The following is a 17,668-nucleotide window of genomic DNA, read 5'->3' on the forward strand; positions in this document are numbered from 1 at the left end:
ATGGCTAACCTTGCCGGATAACTTTACAAAAAATACGGATACCATTATTGCATTTGCACAGATGATTAAAGCCGAAGGTTTTACGCATGCAGTTGTATTAGGTATGGGCGGCAGTAGTTTGTGTTCGGAAGTTACGCGTCAAACTTATGCGCTAACTAACGGGTATCTTCAGTTATGGGTGTTGGATAACACAGATCCTGCTGCCATACTACATATACAAAGTAAAATTGACCTTGAAAAAACATTGTTTATTGTTGCCAGCAAATCAGGCAACACAGAAGAAACGCTCAGTTTCTTTCACTATTTCTACCAGCAATTAAACAATAAAAATCCAGTGAAGCCTGGTAATAATTTCGTCGCAATTACAGACCATGACTCTCCCTTTGTGAAAGTGGCTGAAGAATTTAAGTTTAGAAAAGTATTCATTAATCCTCCGGACCTCGGCGGACGTTACTCGGTGTTGTCTGATTTTGGCTTAGTACCGATGGCGTTAATTGGAATTGATATCAACGCAATTTTATCCAGTGCAAAACAAATGCAAAGCAGTTGCAATGGAGTTCCCGCAGCAAGCAATCCTGGAATTAGTTTAGGCGTTGTTTTAGGTATTTGCCAAAAAAATCGCCGTGATAAAGTAACCTTTATTTTATCACATTCTATCACATCTTTTGGTTATTGGGTAGAGCAATTACTCGCAGAAAGTACCGGTAAAGAAGGTAAGGGATTAATTCCTATACATGGTGAAACCCTTGCTGATCCTAAATTTTATGGAAACGACCGGATATTTATACACCTGTATCTTAAAGATGATAACAATGATTCAGACGAGAAAAAAATAAAAGCAGTCGAAGATGCAGGGCATCCTGTTGTAAGAATTAAGCTGGCAAATAAAATCGCATTAGGAGCCGAATATTATCGTTGGGAAATTGCGGTGGCTATTGCCGGAATGGTTATGGGCATCAATCCTTTTAACCAACCGAATGTGGAGGAAAGCAAAAAGAATACAAGTCAATTACTGGAAGGGTGGAGCAAAGAGGGTAATTTCAAAATTCCGGAGCCCCTTTTAAAAATAGAGACTATTTCCGTTTATGGCGGTAAAGAGACGAAACAACTTGCCACGAATCATTATAAATCAGCAGCAGATTTGCTTAACGGTTTTACTGAGATGGCAAAGCCAAACGACTATATCGCACTGTTGCCTTATTTCATGAAGACAGAACCCCGCACAAAAGTTTTACAAGCATGGAGACATTGGATGAGAGATAACCTGAAAATTGCTACCACATTATTAACCGGGCCACGTTACCTGCATTCTACAGGCCAATTGCATAAGGGCGGACCAGACACCGGGTTGTATATTATATTAATTAGCGAAGAGGAAAAGGAGTTAGCCATACCGGAAGAAAAATTTGGATTTGCCACTTTGCATGAGGCACAGTCGCTGGGCGATTTCCGTTCGCTGGATGATAAGGGACGAAGAGTTATTCGTATCAATCTGGGTAAAAATATTGATGAAGGTCTCAGTAAGTTGTTTCAAGCTGTCAAAGATGGCAAACATCATTTAACGCAGAAATTAGTGATGTGATGACTTGCAGATTCGTTTGACTTTAGCTTATTGCAAAGTTGAATCAGTTTCTGAAAAAAGTAATATTTATTTTATAACATTAAAAAAATAAAAACATGGCACAATTTAAAACCGTATTTATTCAGTTGGTATTTATCAGCTCTATTGTACTTGGTACAGCCTCATGCAACAGCAATCAAAAAACTAAAAATAATACCCCAGTTACTGCGGCACAAAGCGAAACAAAACCGGATACTGCGAATGCACAAAAGGGAATATCTGACAATCAAAACGACACACTATTTTTAACAAACGCTACCGAAATTAATTTAGAAGAAATTAAATTAGGAAAACTGGCCCAGCAAAAGGGTAAATTGACAGTTGTTAAAAAATTGGCAGAAATGATGGAGGATGATCATAGTAAATCGATGATAAGTTTAACCGCCCTGGCCAGGGAAAAATCAATTACTATTCCCAATTCATTGAACCATGCCTCGGGGGCTGATTATAAAGAATTAAGCAACGTACCTGTAAGTAATTTTGACTTGAAATATTGTGACATGATGGTAAATGGGCACAAGGCTGCTATTGCAATGTTTGAAAAAGATTCCACCGAATTGAATAATCCTGATATAAAGCAATGGGCTATAGCAACTCTTCCTACGTTACGTAAACACCTTGCACATTCAATTTTAGCCCAGGCAGCATGCGAAAAAATAAAATAAATTAATTTCTATAAAATAATAAAAATGAAAGAACAAAAATTCGATTACGGAATGATTGGTCTCGGTACAATGGGACGTAACCTTGTTTATAACATGAGCGATCATGGATATACCGTTATTGGTTTTGATAAAAATAATTCGCAGGTGGAAACACTTAAGAAAGAAGCTGGCAATGACAAAGTATCTGCCACATCAAACCTGGATGAATTTCTAAAAGCGCTAAAAACACCTAAAGTAATTATAATGCTGGTGCCTGCCGGAAAAATCGTGGATGAAGTCATCAATGAATTAAAACCTTTTTTATCAGAAGATGATTTGCTGATGGACTGCGGCAATTCTCACTTTACGGACACCAACAAAAGGAATGAGCAATTGGAAGAATCAGCCATTCATTTTATGGGCGTTGGCATTTCAGGAGGAGAGCTGGGCGCACGCCACGGTCCGAGCATTATGCCGGGTGGCCCAAAGAAAGTATATGAACGCGTAGCTAAAATGCTGGAAGCCGTTTCAGCCAAAGTGAATAAAGAACCTTGTGTAACCTGGCTGGGTCCTGGCTCTGCAGGACACTACGTAAAAATGGTGCATAACGGTATTGAATATGGATTGATGCAACTAATTTCCGAAGTTTATCACCTGTTGAAACAATGTGCGGGTATGAACAATGATGAACTGCACACTGTTTTTTCAAAATGGAACGAAGGGGAATTGCAGTCTTATCTTATAGAAATCACTGCAGATATTTTTACCCAAAAAGATGAGCTTACCGACAGCCGTATTATTGATAAAATTCTTGACAGCGCAAAACAAAATGGCACAGGCACCTGGACTTCTGAAGATGCCATGAGTTTACAGGTACCCATCCCTGTTATTGATATAGCTGTTTCCATGCGGGATTTATCAGCATATAAAAAAGAACGCCAGGCTGTACAGAAGAATATGCAAGGACCTGAAACAAAATTTACAGGAGATAAAAAAGAGTTGGTGAAATGGGTGGAGCAGGCACTTTACTTTTCAATTATTACGGTATATGCACAGGGAATGGCACTGTTACAGTCAGCATCCGAAAAATATAATTACGGTTTGAAATTGGAAAATATTGCCGCTATCTGGAGAGGTGGTTGCATTATCCGTGCATCGTTACTGGAAGAAATCCGTACAGCTTTTTCCCAACAGCCGGATCTGTCAAATCTTTTATTGAGCGATGCGTTTTCAAAAAAATTAATGCAGTCGCAAATCGGTATTCGCAAAGCTGTTCAAACTGCTGTAGAATCCGGTGTTCCGGTTCCCGCAATGATGGGGGCTTTAGCCTATTTCGACAGTTACAGAAGCGGGTGGCTACCGGCAAATTTAATACAGGCGCAACGCGATGATTTTGGCGCCCATACTTATGAGCGAAATGACAGGGAAGGAATTTTTCATACACATTGGAATCAAAAAAAATAAAATGGAAACCGAAGAAAAAAAAAGTCCTGCCATCATTATTATACTTGGGGCTACCGGAGATTTAACCTGGCGTAAATTGGCGCCTGCTATTTACAACCTCTGGTTAGATAGCTGGCTACCCGAAGAATTTGCAGTAATAGGGGTAAGCCGTGATAAGTATTCAGGCTCTGAATTTGAAAAACATTTACATGAAGGAGTAGATAAATTTTCACGAAGTGGCAAAACAAAAAAAAATGAATGGGATATTTTTGCTAAATACCTCAGCTTTCAGCAAGGAGAATTTAATGCTTCAACTACCTATTCGGCTATAGGCAGGCAAATAAAAGTTCTTGAAACTAAGTGGAAAACGACTGCCAATAAAATTTTTTATCTGGCTGTTCCTCCAAATGCATTCGAGGAAATTTCCGGGAAGATAGGATCTTCAGGGCTTGCAGCAGATAAACTTAAAAGCCGGATTGTTATAGAAAAGCCATTTGGTCATGACCTTGATAGCGCCATTCACCTTAATGCGCTCCTGCATGCTAATTTTGATGAAACGCAGATATATCGTATTGATCATTATCTGGGAAAAGAAACGGTGCAGAACATAATGGCTTTTAGATTTGCCAATACAATGTATGAGCCCATCTGGAACCGAAATTACATTGAAAGTATTCAGATAACTGTATCAGAGCAATTGGGTGTGGAGACCAGGGGTAACTATTATGAGACTGCCGGGGCACTTCGCGATATGATACAAAACCACCTCTTCCAATTACTCTGCCTTATAACCATGGAACCGCCCGTTTCATTTGAAGCGGATGAAGTGCGTAACCGGAAAGTAGATGTATTAAATTCCTTGCAAAAAATCAATCCTGAAGAAGTACATAAACATGCCGCCAGGGGCCAATATGGCCCGGGATGGATAAAAGGAAAGAAAGTAATTGGTTACCGGCAGGAGCCGGATGTAAGCAAGGATTCAGCTATAGAAACTTTTGTTGCATTAAAATTATATATGGACAACTGGAGATGGCAGGGCGTGCCTTTGTATTTAAGAACCGGCAAACGAATGGAAGAAACAATTTCCATTATAACCATACAATTTAAATCTCCGCCCTACCAATTATTCCCAACCCAGGCAATAGATAACTGGCAACCCAACCGGCTTATTTTGAGCATTCAGCCCCATATGGGAATCTCTACAAGTTTCCAGGCAAAACGTCCTGGTCTTAAAATGGTGCTTTACCCGGTTGATATGCATTTTGATTATAACGAATCTTATACTTCAGGAACACCTGAAGCTTATGAAACTTTGTTATTGGATATTATGGAAGGAGATACTACACTATTTATGCGTGCAGACCAGGTAGAAGCCGCATGGAAAGTACTTATGCCTGTTATCAATTCCTGGGCAACAAATCCTCCCATAAACTTTCCTAATTATAAATCGGGCAGCCAGGGAACTGAAGAGGCGGAAACACTTATTGCAAAGAACGGACATAGCTGGTTCGAAATGCCGCTAAAAAATATTTCATAATATAAAATAGTCACTAAAAAATGAAAAAAAATAACAAGGACAGCTCACCTAAAAAGAGTGAGGATATAAAAGAGGAGCCTGAAACATCTTCAAAGAAAACTAAACAGGGAGGCGCAAATCCAACCTTCCCTCAGGAATATGAAGAACAGGCAGGCATGGACATTCGTATGAAACCACAACCCTTCGTTAAGCCTAAAAAATAGGAAGTTAACACTGGAAAAAGTGACATCTGTTACATACATGAATTAATACATTATTATATGAAAATAAGTCCCCTGGCCGGCAAACCTGCACCGCCGCAAATATTAGTTGATATTCCGAAACTTGTTACCGCTTATTATTCAGAAAAGCCAGATGCTTCCATTGTTGGCCAGCGTGTTTCATTCGGTACGTCCGGGCACCGGGGATCCTCCTTCAACAATTCTTTTAATGAAAATCATATTCTTGCCATCACGCAAGCCATTTGTTTATATAGAAAAAAACAAAAAATTGACGGGCCATTATACCTTGGCTTTGATACGCATGCGCTTTCAGCACCCGCTTTCGCTACTACAATGGAAGTACTGGCCGCAAATAATATTGAGGTCATGATTGCCACAAACGATGAATACACGCCAACGCCTGTAATTTCTCATGCCATCTTAAAATATAATCAGGAACGAAAGACAGGCATGGCTGATGGAATCGTTATCACGCCTTCTCATAATCCTCCGGATGATGGCGGCTTTAAATACAATCCACCCGATGGCGGACCGGCATCAGGCCTTGTTACAAATTGGATAGAAGCGAAAGCGAACGAATTGCTGCAAAATAATCTTCAATTTGTACATAGAATTTCTTTTAAAAAAGCATTGGCTGCATCCACCACCCACCGCCACGATTACCTGAATACGTATATCAATGATCTTGAAAATGTTATTGATATGGATCTGATCAGTAATTCAAAAATCAATATCGGTGTTGATCCTTTGGGCGGTGCAGGTGTTCATTACTGGCAGCCAATTGCAGAGCGTTACAAACTGAACCTGACTGTAATAAATAAAATAGTTGATCCAGCTTTTGGCTTTATGACGGTGGACTGGGACGGGCAGATCCGCATGGACCCATCTTCTCCCTATGCCATGCAACGGTTAATTGGGCTAAAGGATAACTACGATATTTCTTTTGCCTGCGATACCGATCATGACCGGCATGGAATCGTCACTAAAAGTTCGGGGCTCTTAAATCCAAATCATTATTTATCTGTGGCCGTTTCTTACCTGTTGCAGCATCGTCCGGATTGGAATAAAAAATCGGCAGTTGGTAAAACCATCGTCACTACCCAACTCATTGATCGGATTGCAAAAAAAATGGACCGGCAAATTGATGATGTACCTGTTGGATTTAAATGGTTCGTAGATGGCTTGCTGGATTCGTCACTTTGCTTTGGTGGCGAAGAAAGTGCCGGAGCTTCTTTTTCAAGATTAGATGGAACTGTTTGGACAACAGATAAAGATGGATTTATCCCAGCCTTGCTTTCGGCCGAGATCACCGCAAAAATGGGTAAAGATCCTGGCATCCTCTATAACGAACTTACAAAAGAATTCGGCGAACCTTTTTATGATCGCATTGAGGCAAAAGCAACTCCTTTACAAAAGGAAAAGTTAAGTAAACTTTCACCCGGTTTGATCAAACAAAAAGATTTTGCCGGCGAAAAGATTATTGATTTATTAACGAAGGCTCCCGGCAATGATGCTGCAATTGGCGGTCTAAAACTTACTACCCAAAATGGCTGGTTTGCAGCACGCCCCTCTGGTACTGAAGACATTTATAAAATTTATGCCGAAAGTTTTTTAAGCAAAGAACATCTGAAACAGATCATTGAAGAAGCGCAAGGGGTTGTAGATAAAGTTATTTTATAAGTTTGAAACATGCAATGCCACACTTGTAAATACTTTTAGGAATTAAAAAATAAAATTCCATGAAAAAAGTAATAAACTGGTAAAGGGATGTTCATAAAAGGAACACTGTATACATTGATTTTCTGCTTGCTGTCCTTGCGTTATTCTCTTGATTGGAAAGCATTATAAATAAAAGATTTGCACAAAAATATGATGGGCTGGGAAGTGTTGCGGTAAGAAAAGGCTGCTGATCTGACTGAGCTGGCAAATCTCCAGTATTTAAATCTTTTATCAAAATAGTTTAATTGAAAGTTAAGACCAGAAAAGAGTAACAATAATGTCGGCGAAGTAAAACTTATATACAAACAACTTGACTAAAGAATTAAATTTCAAAACAGCATCAATGCAGACGAAAAAGAGCAGTTGTTTTATTAATCAAAAAAAAACTGGAGGGTAAGCCATACGCATCTGTCGAAAATACAGACTCACTTAACAGGCATAACAGTGTTGTTGAGTAAAGTAATAAAGGTACCGTAAATATAACTTCAGGTATTATGGGTTTAAATAAAATAAATGGCAGGCTTATATTTAATTGTACGCTACTAAATGTGCAGACCTGCTTATTTATTAAGGAATATTTTTTTGAGCTTTAATAATTAAATGTAGATGGGCAAGCTAAGTGTAAAAGGTGTGTGGCAACTTTTAAAAGATGCAGGTGCTGGATTTGGTAAACATAAGGTGCTTAAATTAAGCGCATCGCTTGCTTACTATACCATTTTTTCTATTGGCCCAACATTGCTTGTTGCTATATTTATTGCTGATTTATTTTGGGGAAGGCAGGCGATTGAAGGAAATGTTTATGAACAAATAAGTGGTTTGGTGGGTAAAGAATCCGCGTTACAGATACAGCGTATTATCCAAAGTGCCTCGGTAAGTGGTAATAGTTTTACGGCTATTATCGGTTTTGTAATGTTGATAATAGCCGCCACCACTGTGTTTACCGAAATGCAGGATTCAATTAACATGATTTGGAATTTGAAGGTGAAACCCGGGAGTGGCTGGTTACGCATGTTAAAAAACAGGCTGCTCTCTTTTTCGGTGACAGTAAGTCTGGGATTTCTTTTGCTTTTATCTCTTTTGATAAATGCGTTGCTCGAGGGTTTTATGAATACACTTCAGCAAATTTTTCCTCACAATGCTATTGTGTTTGTTTATGTTCTTAATTTATTGATTACACTTATAGTTGTTGCATTTTTATTTGCTATTATTTTTAAGATACTTCCCGATGCAATTATTAGCTGGAAAGATGTAACCGCAGGTTCTTTATTTACAGCAGTATTATTTATGATTGGAAAGTTTTGCATCACAATCTATCTAAATAACAGCAACATCAGCAACAGCTACGGCTCTGCGGGATCGCTGGTAATATTGCTTTTTTGGGTTTATTACTCTTCAGTCATTCTATATTTTGGTGCCGAGTTTACCAAAGCCTACGCATTAAAATATGGCTCCGTAATTAAGCCGAAAGACTATGCTGTTACCATACAAACTGTTCAGGTAGAAAGCAACGAAAGAAGTGTGCAACAAAATGAAGAAAATACAAAAAATGCAGAAAAAGAAATTCAAAGTAAAACGGACGAAGCAAAAAAAAAGGCTCATAAATTTTAATGTTAATTCATGATTTACATTTGTATTTCATGGCTACATCTTTGCGTAAGAATTTTTTCATCTGTAGTTAAAATAATATCTACGATTTCAAAACACAGTTTAGAACGCTTTGAAACGAATTTCTTTTTCAACTTAAATAAAATTTTGGCATGGATGAAATTTTAAAAAGACTGGAAGTGTACTATGTTGAATTTTTAAAAGCCATACCCCGTATTGGGCTTGCTATTTTAATATTAGTAATTGGTATTTTTATCGTGAGTTGGCTTACATCTCTTTTTCAGAAACGGGTAAAAAGAAAATCGCACGATCCGTTAATGAGTGCCTTTTTGGCAAAGGCTGTTAAATTGATTTTGATAATTTTTGTCTTTCTTTTTACACTTCAGGTTGCTGGTTTAAGCAGTATTGCCGGAGCTATTTTAGCAACTGCCGGCGCATCAGCAGTAGTGTTAGGTTTTGCTTTTAAAGATATTGCTGAAAACTTCTTAGCAGGCATCATCCTTGCTTTTAACCGCCCTTTTCATGTAAACGATACTGTACAAATTGAAAACGTTTTTGGCAAGGTTAAAACAATGGAATTCAGGTATACTAAAATTACTACGTTCGATGGTAGAAATGTTTATATTCCTAATGCCGACGTATTAACCAAACCTGTATTTAATTATACTGAAGATGGTTTTTACCGGGCAGATTTTGTTGTAGGAATTGCCTATGAAAATGATATTGAAAAAGCAAAAGAAATTATTATTTTATGCTTTGATGAAGAAGAACATATTGTAAAGGATGAATTGCATGTGAATTTTGTTGCCGAAGATGAGCTTTCTGCAAGTACCGTAAATCTTAAAGTATATTTTTGGGTTACTACCGAAGACTTCAGGCGTGGCACCTTACAAACCCGTGGAAGATTAATTCAGAAAGTGAAAAAAAAGCTGGAAGAAAACGGGTTTAATCTTCCAGCTAATATTACCGAGCTAAAATTTTACGACGCTTCAAACCCCATTTTATTTATGTCGAAACAGGATGAGCCCAAAAAAGAGGAGTAAAAAAAATGCTGTAACCGCAGTCATCTTAGTGATTTTGTAAACGTCCAAGTGAAGTATCAAGTGCGCTTTTTAATTTGTCCAATGCACTTTTTAATGCCGCCTGAATGGTATCGTTATGAGCGGTAACTGCAATTGGCTGCATTCCCTCAAGCCGGGCCTCGAGTACACAACGCTTATCATTGATACCGCTTTTGTGGCCGTTCTCGTCAGTTAAATGAACCTCTATCCTTGTTATCTGTTCATCAAATCTTTTTAGGGTTTCAGCAATTGTATTCTCTACAAAATTGCTTAATCCTTCTGTTCCTGTTATGTTATTGTCTGAGTTTATTTGTATGGTCATAATATTTTTTTTAATAGTTATTTAGGAAGGATAAGATTTTTAAATTTTTAAAATTACACAATACATTATTAAAGTTAACAGATGCAAATACAATTATGATGTTTAGATAACCGCAATATATTATCAGAAAAGCTACGGCTGCTTTATGTACCCATGGAGAAGTTAAATACTACTTTTGAACCATCTGGTGCGATAGCAAGGATTTGAACCATTCCACTTTGAGCAGACAATAAAGCCATATCAATATCTTTCGGATTGTTAATAGGTTTACCATTTATAAATGCGATGATTGTTCCCGGAAGAATACCTGCCTGGTCAAAAAAACCATCTTTTAGCACCTTGGTTACCAATACACCGGCGTTTAAATTAAATTGTTGTTTTATAACGGCAGTAACCGGCGCAAAAGTTGCCCCAAGTCTGTTATAAATTTCCTCAAGTGTTCTATCACTTTTAATTTCAGCTTTTACTACCTCTTCACTGTGTAGTGTTGCAGAAACTGCAGCAGTTGTGCCTTTGCGTTGGTAGGTTAGTTTAATAATATCACCTGGTTTGTGTCTTGCTATCCTTTCAGAAAACTCAGTAGAAGAGTTGAGTACAATACCATCAATACTTTGAATAATATCACCTTCTTTAAGACCGGCCGCGGCAGCAGCACTTTCCTTTTGCACACCAGTTATATAAACGCCGTTTACCAGAGCAGGATTGAGGCCTTGTTGTTTAAGGTACTGATCCTCGGCAGAGGGCGCAGGAAAGGCAACACCCAATACACCCCGCTTTACAATTCCAAAGTTTTTTAAATCATCCAAAATCTTTTTTGCCAGGTTTACAGGGATGGCAAATGCATAGCCCGCATAACTGCCGGTTTGAGTAGCTATGGCTGAGTTGATACCTATCAATTCACCATCGGTATTAACAAGTGCCCCTCCGCTATTGCCCGGGTTAATGGCAGCATCAGTTTGAATAAATGATTCAACAGCCTTATTGCCTTCAATCGCAGCATTATTTTGCGGGGCATTTCTGCCTGGGCGATTTATGATTCCGATACTTCTGGCTTTAGCGCTTACAATGCCTGCGGTAACGGTTGTGTTAAGTGAAAGGGGAAACCCAACAGCTAAAACCCATTCGCCTATCTGCACTATATCAGAGTTGCCTAATTTAACAATGGGAAGATTGCTGGCCTCTATTTTTATAAGCGCTAAGTCGGTGTTGGGATCACGGCCAATTAACTTTGCAGAAAAGGTTCGTTTGTCAGGTAGCACAACGTCAATGGCGGATGCGTTTTCAACCACATGATTATTTGTGGCTATAAACCCATCAGGGCTTATAATTACACCTGACCCAGATGCGCCATAATCTGAAGAGGCATTGAAATGAATTTTAATATGCACTACTGCCGGCATCACCATCTTAGCCGCCGTTACAAAATTTAGATATCCATTTGAAGTGTTGATGGTAGTGGTATTTTCTTTTGGCTGAGGTACACTGTCTTGTATGCTGCCACTTTGAATTGACTTGTGCTTATTATTACAACTAATGGCTACACTTTGCAGTATTATAAATAAAACTGAAAGTAGAGCGGCATGCGACTTATTCATATGCGAAGATTTTAATTTATTAAAAAAATACTTACTTATGAGAAATGAACCGCCCATAATAGTTTTTTAAAATAGACTCATAATCTGGACTTAGCTGTTTTGAAACATCGTATTCCGGACTATTCTTAACCTGTTCTACCGAAGCATTAATAATAACTTCTGAGGTTTCCCAATTTATTTCTTTTATCAGATCAGACGAGATAGTTACCTTCTTGCCGGGAAACCAATTTCCAGTGTCAACCACCAGATACTGTATTGTCCAGTTGCTGTCATCTACTATAAAATCCTCCACATCACCAATGGTATCATCTAATGCACGAAGCGTATAACCCTGCACATTTTTAGCGCTTCTTAAGTGTGGGTCACCCTCTGCTTCAACATCGGAATTATTTTTACTTTTTTTTACTGTCTCCTTCACTGAATCTGATAGTATTGGCACCCGCATGCCGGCAGTACCCATACCACCAGCCCATATACCTCCCCAGTAATTTGTCCAGGAATAATGTGCAAATAACTCTATTTCATTTTTCCGCGAAACCGGTTGATCGGTGTCTATGTCGGGGCTTTTTTTAATTTGCTCTTTAGTAAGATTAACAGGAAATATTTCATTTGTCCAATCACATTGTAAAAGTGCTTCTGGTGAAATAAGCACCTTACGATTTGAAAGCCAGTTACCTGTTTCTACAACTAAATAACGTATCGTCCAGGTTATATCGTCAAAATAAAAATCCTTTACTTTTCCTATCTCTCCGTCGGAGGCACCCATTGTAAAACCCATTAGATTTTTGATTGTTCGCTTCATAGTTTTATTTTTAAAGTGTGCTGAATGAGGGAGGCCTGGTAAATTATTTTCGATGATAAAACTGATTGACTGGGTCTCTTCTTTCCTGAAAGTGATTATTGTATAAATAAGGAGGCAGCATCATTAACTCATAAGACTTTTCAATATCAAACCTATTCTTAAATCTTTTTATTTTTACAAAACTGTTATAATCTATCTGATTAGTGAGTACTACCTTGTTTTCTGTACAAAGCGTTACTTAACTAAAAGCTGGTACTGGTTTCCATAACAAAAAAATGGATTTTCCAGATTGTATTATCAATTATACAATCTTCCACTTCGTCTATGTCACCATTCGTTGCATGAATCTTATGCCCTGTAACCTCAGGTGTGGTTAGAAGATGTAGATTATCATCCTCATACGCTGTTTGTTTCATTTTTTTTCGGCTGCGCTTTCTCTAACTGTCCGGTAGCCCGACATGCCGATCCACATTTATTTATACATTCCGTATCCGTAATATCCGAAGCTGGAATAATACCTCTCATTAACTCTTCCTACTGATCTGAAATAGTTTTATCCTTGTCGACACTCGGGCTGTTTTATATTTTTTACTTCGTAAAATTTACAGAAAACATTTTTGATTCCTATTTGGATTTTTGAAATGATTTGAGCGAAATCAAAACTTTTTTCGGAAGACCACCCTGCCGTTTTTACAACCACGTACCGGATGGTAAACGTGCGGTCATACAAATAGAACTCTGCAACTTTTCCAATTTCACCATCAGTTCCTATAATGGTATAACCTAATAAACTGTTTATGTTTCGGTTCTTATTATTTGAATTATAATCATTATTATTTGAATTATAATCGTTATTAATTAATCAAATTATTTATTTCTCCTTCGTAAATTTTCTCCCTTACTTTCTATGTTACCGGTCTTCAGATTGGCTATCGCCCTTCTTTATTGAATGGCTACTAAAATAAGTAGCCATTTTTATGTCAGAACCTGGATGAAACCTTTTTATTTATTGTTATTGTACTTAAACTGTTTAAAAACTGTTGATACGGCATCTCTCACTTTTGATTGATCATTCATTCCGTCTGCACTCAATATGCCCGAAACAAATCCTTGCCAGATATTCTTATTATTTTTGATTATGTTGATGATTAACGTTCCTGGCTTTACATCAGTGTATGATACATTATCTTCAGTTCTTACCTTTTCGCCCGACGAAACAGTCACATAGCCATTGGTTGTGCGAAGACTGGCGGGCTGTTCCAACACTATAAAGGACAATAACATATCCGGATTTGTTTCTGCCATTTGGTATCCTTTTGCACTAAGTTCATATTGTATAGCATCTTTAATCATTTTTCTGCCTGATTCATTATTGAAAATAAAAATTCCATTAGGTCCTATTAAAACTTTATCCGTTGGTATGTTGTCTATATCTGATGTCCAGGCGTAAGTCTTAATATCCTTAAAATCTGCGGTAAGAGATTTGTTCTTTCCAGCTACAGGCATTTTGCTGGAAGTACAGGCTTGTATAAAAAACGCAAGCATTAATAAAACCGAAAAATAAGAAATCGTTTTTTTCATATTTAACTGTTTAATTTTTTTTTGAATGTTCATAATAAAAGGTATTAAATATTTCTTCAGTTCCGCTGTTGACCGTTCTTCAGTTCTGCTGTTGCTCAGTATAATTAATTTTTCTTTATCTTTTATTTTTGGCTTATGGGGTGGCTAATAACACCAACCAGGGGGCAAAATTTATTTTACATTCTATTTTTAGAATACTACTGAATCTATATCAGTATCTAAAAAAGTAACTGCTTTTTAATTAGCTATAACAAATGGTAATGATGTGCAGACATTAAAGCGCCTTGCGAAATCGTTTATCTTTTCCTTTAAATAAGCAGCATCAGTTTGCAACCTCCTTAACTGTTTTTTTACGGGTAAGTTTAGTAATAAAAGTTCTACCACATTTCTCCTCCACGGCACCGTTTACCGGAGTTGCATACATTTCCGTATCTCTTACATCCCCAACCTCAGCGCTCAACCCGATATTCTTTACCTACTTGTATTTAACGTAAAGTTTTTTTCACAATGATTATGGTGCAAGAACTTTATATTAAAGAGAACTGAAAATAGATACAAAGGATTACCGACTTTTGATATAAACAAGTAAATTTTTAAGCGCTCATTTTCCGGCACTCCGCTGCACATGCTTTACATGCCGCTGCACACTCTTTACAATGTTCTGTGTGGTGCTTACTACATTCATTACCACAGGCTTCGCACATGTCTGCACATATACGGCAAATGTCTTTTGCTTTGTCGCTGCCGAGGCTCATAAGCTGTGCTGCGGCATAGCATATTGCCGCGCATTCCATATCTAACTGAATACATTTTGTCATCATTTTTACATCTTCTTCTTGTGTGCACGATGAAGCACAATGATTGCAAATTGCTGCACATTTTAAACATGCCTCTATGCAACTTTGGTACGTGTGATAACCTGTCATAAATAATAAATTTTAAAAAGTAAAAAACGAAATTCCAATACTCATTTTGTGTAAACAATTCTAATTTTACAAAAGTCATGCCCTAATAATTTAAATTTTTACAGGATAGCTTATGAATATTATTCGTGTGCAGGATTTTTACATCATTGCAAAATTGGCTGTTTTGTGTAGACTTATATACCTTATATACTTACAAAAATGTGCATTGCTGTTGATGTTTTCCGTCACTCTATAAGCAGTGAAGTTTGTTAAATATGGTGTCGTACCGCTTATGGAAGTTGTAATAAAGGCCTTAAGCCCAGGAATAAATGAATCCGGAATGGCTTTATTTAGTCAATGTGCTTTAGTTGTTTTATTGGCTTACAAGTTGCAACATAAGGATGTAACAAATTTGAATAACAAATCTGAAAGGCATAAAATTGTAACAGTTGAAAAAAATTTTGAAAGACTGGTCGTTAATTTTATAATCCCAATTTGGGAATATGGGAAAACCGGTACTCCTGAGCGGGCGGAAGTAAAAAATATTTTAAATCAGCGAAAATACGGTAGGCATCCTTCAAAAAATATATATTGATCAATACCGTTCAAAAAAAAACAAACAACTAAATTTAATTTTTTTTTACTACATAAATATAATATTAAAAATACCGGTGATGCGGGATGCAACTTTTGAAACCAATCAGCTGGATTAATCTTTCTCATCTCTATTTCTCCATCAAATGTTTCCTATAATTTTAATTAATACAGCACTGGCTTCCGGTAAATTTAAAAATGATGAGCAATAAAAAAGTCAAAAACCTTCCTGTAACAGATCCACAAGGTACCGATGAGGACATGCTGGATAAATTGCAAAAGGAAACTTTTGATTACTTTTTAAATGAAGTCAATCCTGTAACAGGGCTTATTGCAGATAAAACAGAACCTGGTTTCCCATCAAGCATAGCAGTTACCGGCATGGCAATTACCTCCTATATAATTGGTGTAGAAAAAAAAATACTTTCCAGAAAAAATGCGATTGAAAGGATACTTAAAATTTTAAGATTTTTTTATGATAGCCAGCAGGGGAAGCAGTTGAATGCTACCGGCTATAAAGGGTTTTATTATCATTTTCTAAAAATGAATAATGGAGAAAGAGCATGGAATTGTGAATTATCCACCATCGATACATCGTTATTTATTGCCGGTGCCTTGTGTGCGGCTGCCTATTTTAAAAACATAAATAGAGAAGAAGCAGAAATAAGAGATTTGGCTGATAAACTTTATCGGAGGATTGACTGGCAATGGGCACTCAATAACGGAGATACAATTTGCCAGGGATGGAAACCCCGGTCAGGTTTTCTACGTTACCGTTGGGACGAAAATTACAGCGAAGCTATGATCATGTACATATTGGCTTTAGGGTCTCCAACTTTTCCCATTAATCCAACAGGTTATAAAAAATGGACTGCTTCTTTTACTGTAACAAAAGTGTATGATACCTCCTATTTATATGCCGGCCCATTATTTATACACCAGTTCTCACACATGTGGATTGATTTTCGCGGCATAAAGGATTCATTTAATAAAAAGGCAGGTTTTGATTATTTTGAAAACAGCAGGCGGGCAACTTATATTCACCGGCAATATGCGATTGAAAATAAACTTCAGTTTACAGATTATGGAGAATATTGCTGGGGCTTAACTGCAAGTGATGGCCCCGGAAAAAAAACTTTGAAGATTGATGGTAAAAAAAGAGTCTTTTACAATTATATCGCAAGAGGTGCTCCCTATGGCCCCGATGATGGCACTGTTTCCCCCTGGGCTGTTGTGGCCTCGCTTCCATTTGCACCCGAAATAGTAATCGGAACTATTCGTAATGCTATCGAAAGATTTAATTTAAAACCACATAGATTACATGGCTTTAATGCCAGTTTTAATCCGACTTTCCCAGAGAACACTGAAAATCTTAATGGCTGGGTTTCACCATGGATGTTTGGATTAAATCAAGGTCCAGTAGTTATAATGATTGAAAACTATAATACTGAATCGATATGGAATATTATGAAACAATGTCCCTATCTGATCGAAGGTCTTCAATTAGCAGGTTTCAGTGGTGGATGGTTAGATAAAATATGATATGCTTTGTTTTTTTTCACTGCCTGTTTTTAAAATAATTAAACCCGGTAAATTTTTTATTTTAATATTATCTATACTTCCCTGTTGCCAGGGGTTTAATTACAGATTACACCTTCTATAATAATGCAGCTTATCACAGTTTTTTCCGGCAATAAATAATGTATACCCAGCTACAGCATGCAGGCTGTAGTTGCTCCCAGGCCATAGTTCTTGTGGTAGGAAATACTTTCAGAAAAAAAATTAAAAATATATTAATCAATATATCCGGCAACAATGCACACATAGACGGTTTGTTGCCCGGGCTTAGAAACAGAAGATATTTATAAAATGTATCCCTAAAGTTTTTTGAGAAAAGATCATTTGAAAAAAATCATGTTTGAATATTAAGTTCCTATAGATGGAGCTTTTAAATGAAGCAATGATTTATGGAATGTTCTGCTATTATGATCAAATTACCTGCATCAGATTATTGGTTG

General features: G+C 37.2%; 15 protein-coding genes. 10 read left to right on the plus strand and 5 right to left on the minus strand.

Annotation, left to right across the window (positions count from 1 at the left end; translation table 11 throughout):
- From H7254_RS19535 to H7254_RS19570, 8 genes are all read left to right on the plus strand, one after another.
- A partial coding sequence (locus H7254_RS19535; protein WP_301934574.1) for a hypothetical protein occupies positions 1-1,582 on the plus strand: 1,582 nt, incomplete at its 5' end.
- A 95-nt stretch (positions 1,583-1,677) separates the two neighbouring features.
- Positions 1,678-2,286 (plus strand): DUF4142 domain-containing protein, encoded by a 609-nt coding sequence (locus H7254_RS19540; protein ID WP_301934575.1) that lies wholly within the window; start codon positions 1,678-1,680, stop codon positions 2,284-2,286.
- A 24-nt stretch (positions 2,287-2,310) separates the two neighbouring features.
- Positions 2,311-3,729 (plus strand): NADP-dependent phosphogluconate dehydrogenase, encoded by a 1,419-nt coding sequence (gndA, locus tag H7254_RS19545; RefSeq protein ID WP_301934576.1) that lies wholly within the window; start codon positions 2,311-2,313, stop codon positions 3,727-3,729.
- 1 nt (position 3,730) lies between these two features.
- Positions 3,731-5,245, plus strand: coding sequence for a glucose-6-phosphate dehydrogenase (gene zwf, locus H7254_RS19550; protein WP_301934577.1), 1,515 nt, complete (start codon positions 3,731-3,733; stop codon positions 5,243-5,245).
- Between the two features lie 20 nt (positions 5,246-5,265).
- On the plus strand, positions 5,266-5,448 hold the full coding sequence (locus H7254_RS19555; protein ID WP_301921770.1) for a hypothetical protein: 183 nt from the start codon (positions 5,266-5,268) through the stop codon (positions 5,446-5,448).
- A gap of 57 nt (positions 5,449-5,505) precedes the next feature.
- The gene (gene pgm, locus H7254_RS19560; protein WP_301934578.1) at positions 5,506-7,146 is read left to right on the plus strand and encodes a phosphoglucomutase (alpha-D-glucose-1,6-bisphosphate-dependent); all 1,641 of its coding nucleotides are present in this window, start codon (positions 5,506-5,508) and stop codon (positions 7,144-7,146) included.
- A 645-nt stretch (positions 7,147-7,791) separates the two neighbouring features.
- Positions 7,792-8,793 (plus strand): YihY/virulence factor BrkB family protein, encoded by a 1,002-nt coding sequence (locus H7254_RS19565; RefSeq protein WP_301934579.1) that lies wholly within the window; start codon positions 7,792-7,794, stop codon positions 8,791-8,793.
- A 149-nt stretch (positions 8,794-8,942) separates the two neighbouring features.
- A complete protein-coding gene (locus H7254_RS19570; protein WP_301934580.1) occupies positions 8,943-9,833 on the plus strand; it encodes a mechanosensitive ion channel family protein in 891 nt (296 codons plus the stop codon).
- Positions 9,834-9,858: 25 nt separating this feature from the next.
- Here H7254_RS19570 and H7254_RS19575 read toward each other — a convergent pair whose 3' ends face one another.
- The 5 genes from H7254_RS19575 to H7254_RS19590 form a co-directional block, all read right to left on the minus strand.
- Positions 9,859-10,173, minus strand: a complete 315-nt coding sequence (locus tag H7254_RS19575) for an HPF/RaiA family ribosome-associated protein (protein WP_301934581.1) — start codon at positions 10,171-10,173, stop codon at positions 9,859-9,861.
- Between the two features lie 143 nt (positions 10,174-10,316).
- Entirely contained in the window at positions 10,317-11,768 is a 1,452-nt protein-coding gene (locus tag H7254_RS19580; RefSeq protein WP_301934582.1) for a trypsin-like peptidase domain-containing protein, read from the minus strand.
- 31 nt (positions 11,769-11,799) lie between these two features.
- Positions 11,800-12,570: a PRC-barrel domain-containing protein gene (locus H7254_RS19585; RefSeq protein ID WP_301934583.1), complete on the minus strand. Its 771-nt coding sequence runs from the start codon at positions 12,568-12,570 to the stop codon at positions 11,800-11,802.
- A 553-nt stretch (positions 12,571-13,123) separates the two neighbouring features.
- Positions 13,124-13,429 carry a PRC-barrel domain-containing protein gene (locus tag H7254_RS21570; RefSeq protein ID WP_367875462.1) on the minus strand — a complete coding sequence of 102 codons (306 nt, stop codon included), beginning with the start codon at positions 13,427-13,429 and terminating at the stop codon, positions 13,124-13,126.
- Positions 13,430-13,572: 143 nt separating this feature from the next.
- A complete protein-coding gene (locus H7254_RS19590) occupies positions 13,573-14,151 on the minus strand; it encodes a DUF4136 domain-containing protein (protein ID WP_301934584.1) in 579 nt (192 codons plus the stop codon).
- 1,164 nt (positions 14,152-15,315) lie between these two features.
- Here H7254_RS19590 and H7254_RS19595 point away from each other — a divergent pair.
- Positions 15,316-15,651, plus strand: coding sequence for a DUF2254 family protein (locus H7254_RS19595; RefSeq protein ID WP_301934585.1), 336 nt, complete (start codon positions 15,316-15,318; stop codon positions 15,649-15,651).
- A gap of 197 nt (positions 15,652-15,848) precedes the next feature.
- Positions 15,849-17,192 carry a glucoamylase family protein gene (locus H7254_RS19600; RefSeq protein WP_301934586.1) on the plus strand — a complete coding sequence of 448 codons (1,344 nt, stop codon included), beginning with the start codon at positions 15,849-15,851 and terminating at the stop codon, positions 17,190-17,192.
- Positions 17,193-17,668 lie beyond the last annotated feature (476 nt).

Origin of the sequence: Ferruginibacter sp., assembly GCF_014377975.1 — a bacterium.
Classification (GTDB): Bacteria; Bacteroidota; Bacteroidia; order Chitinophagales; family Chitinophagaceae; genus Ferruginibacter.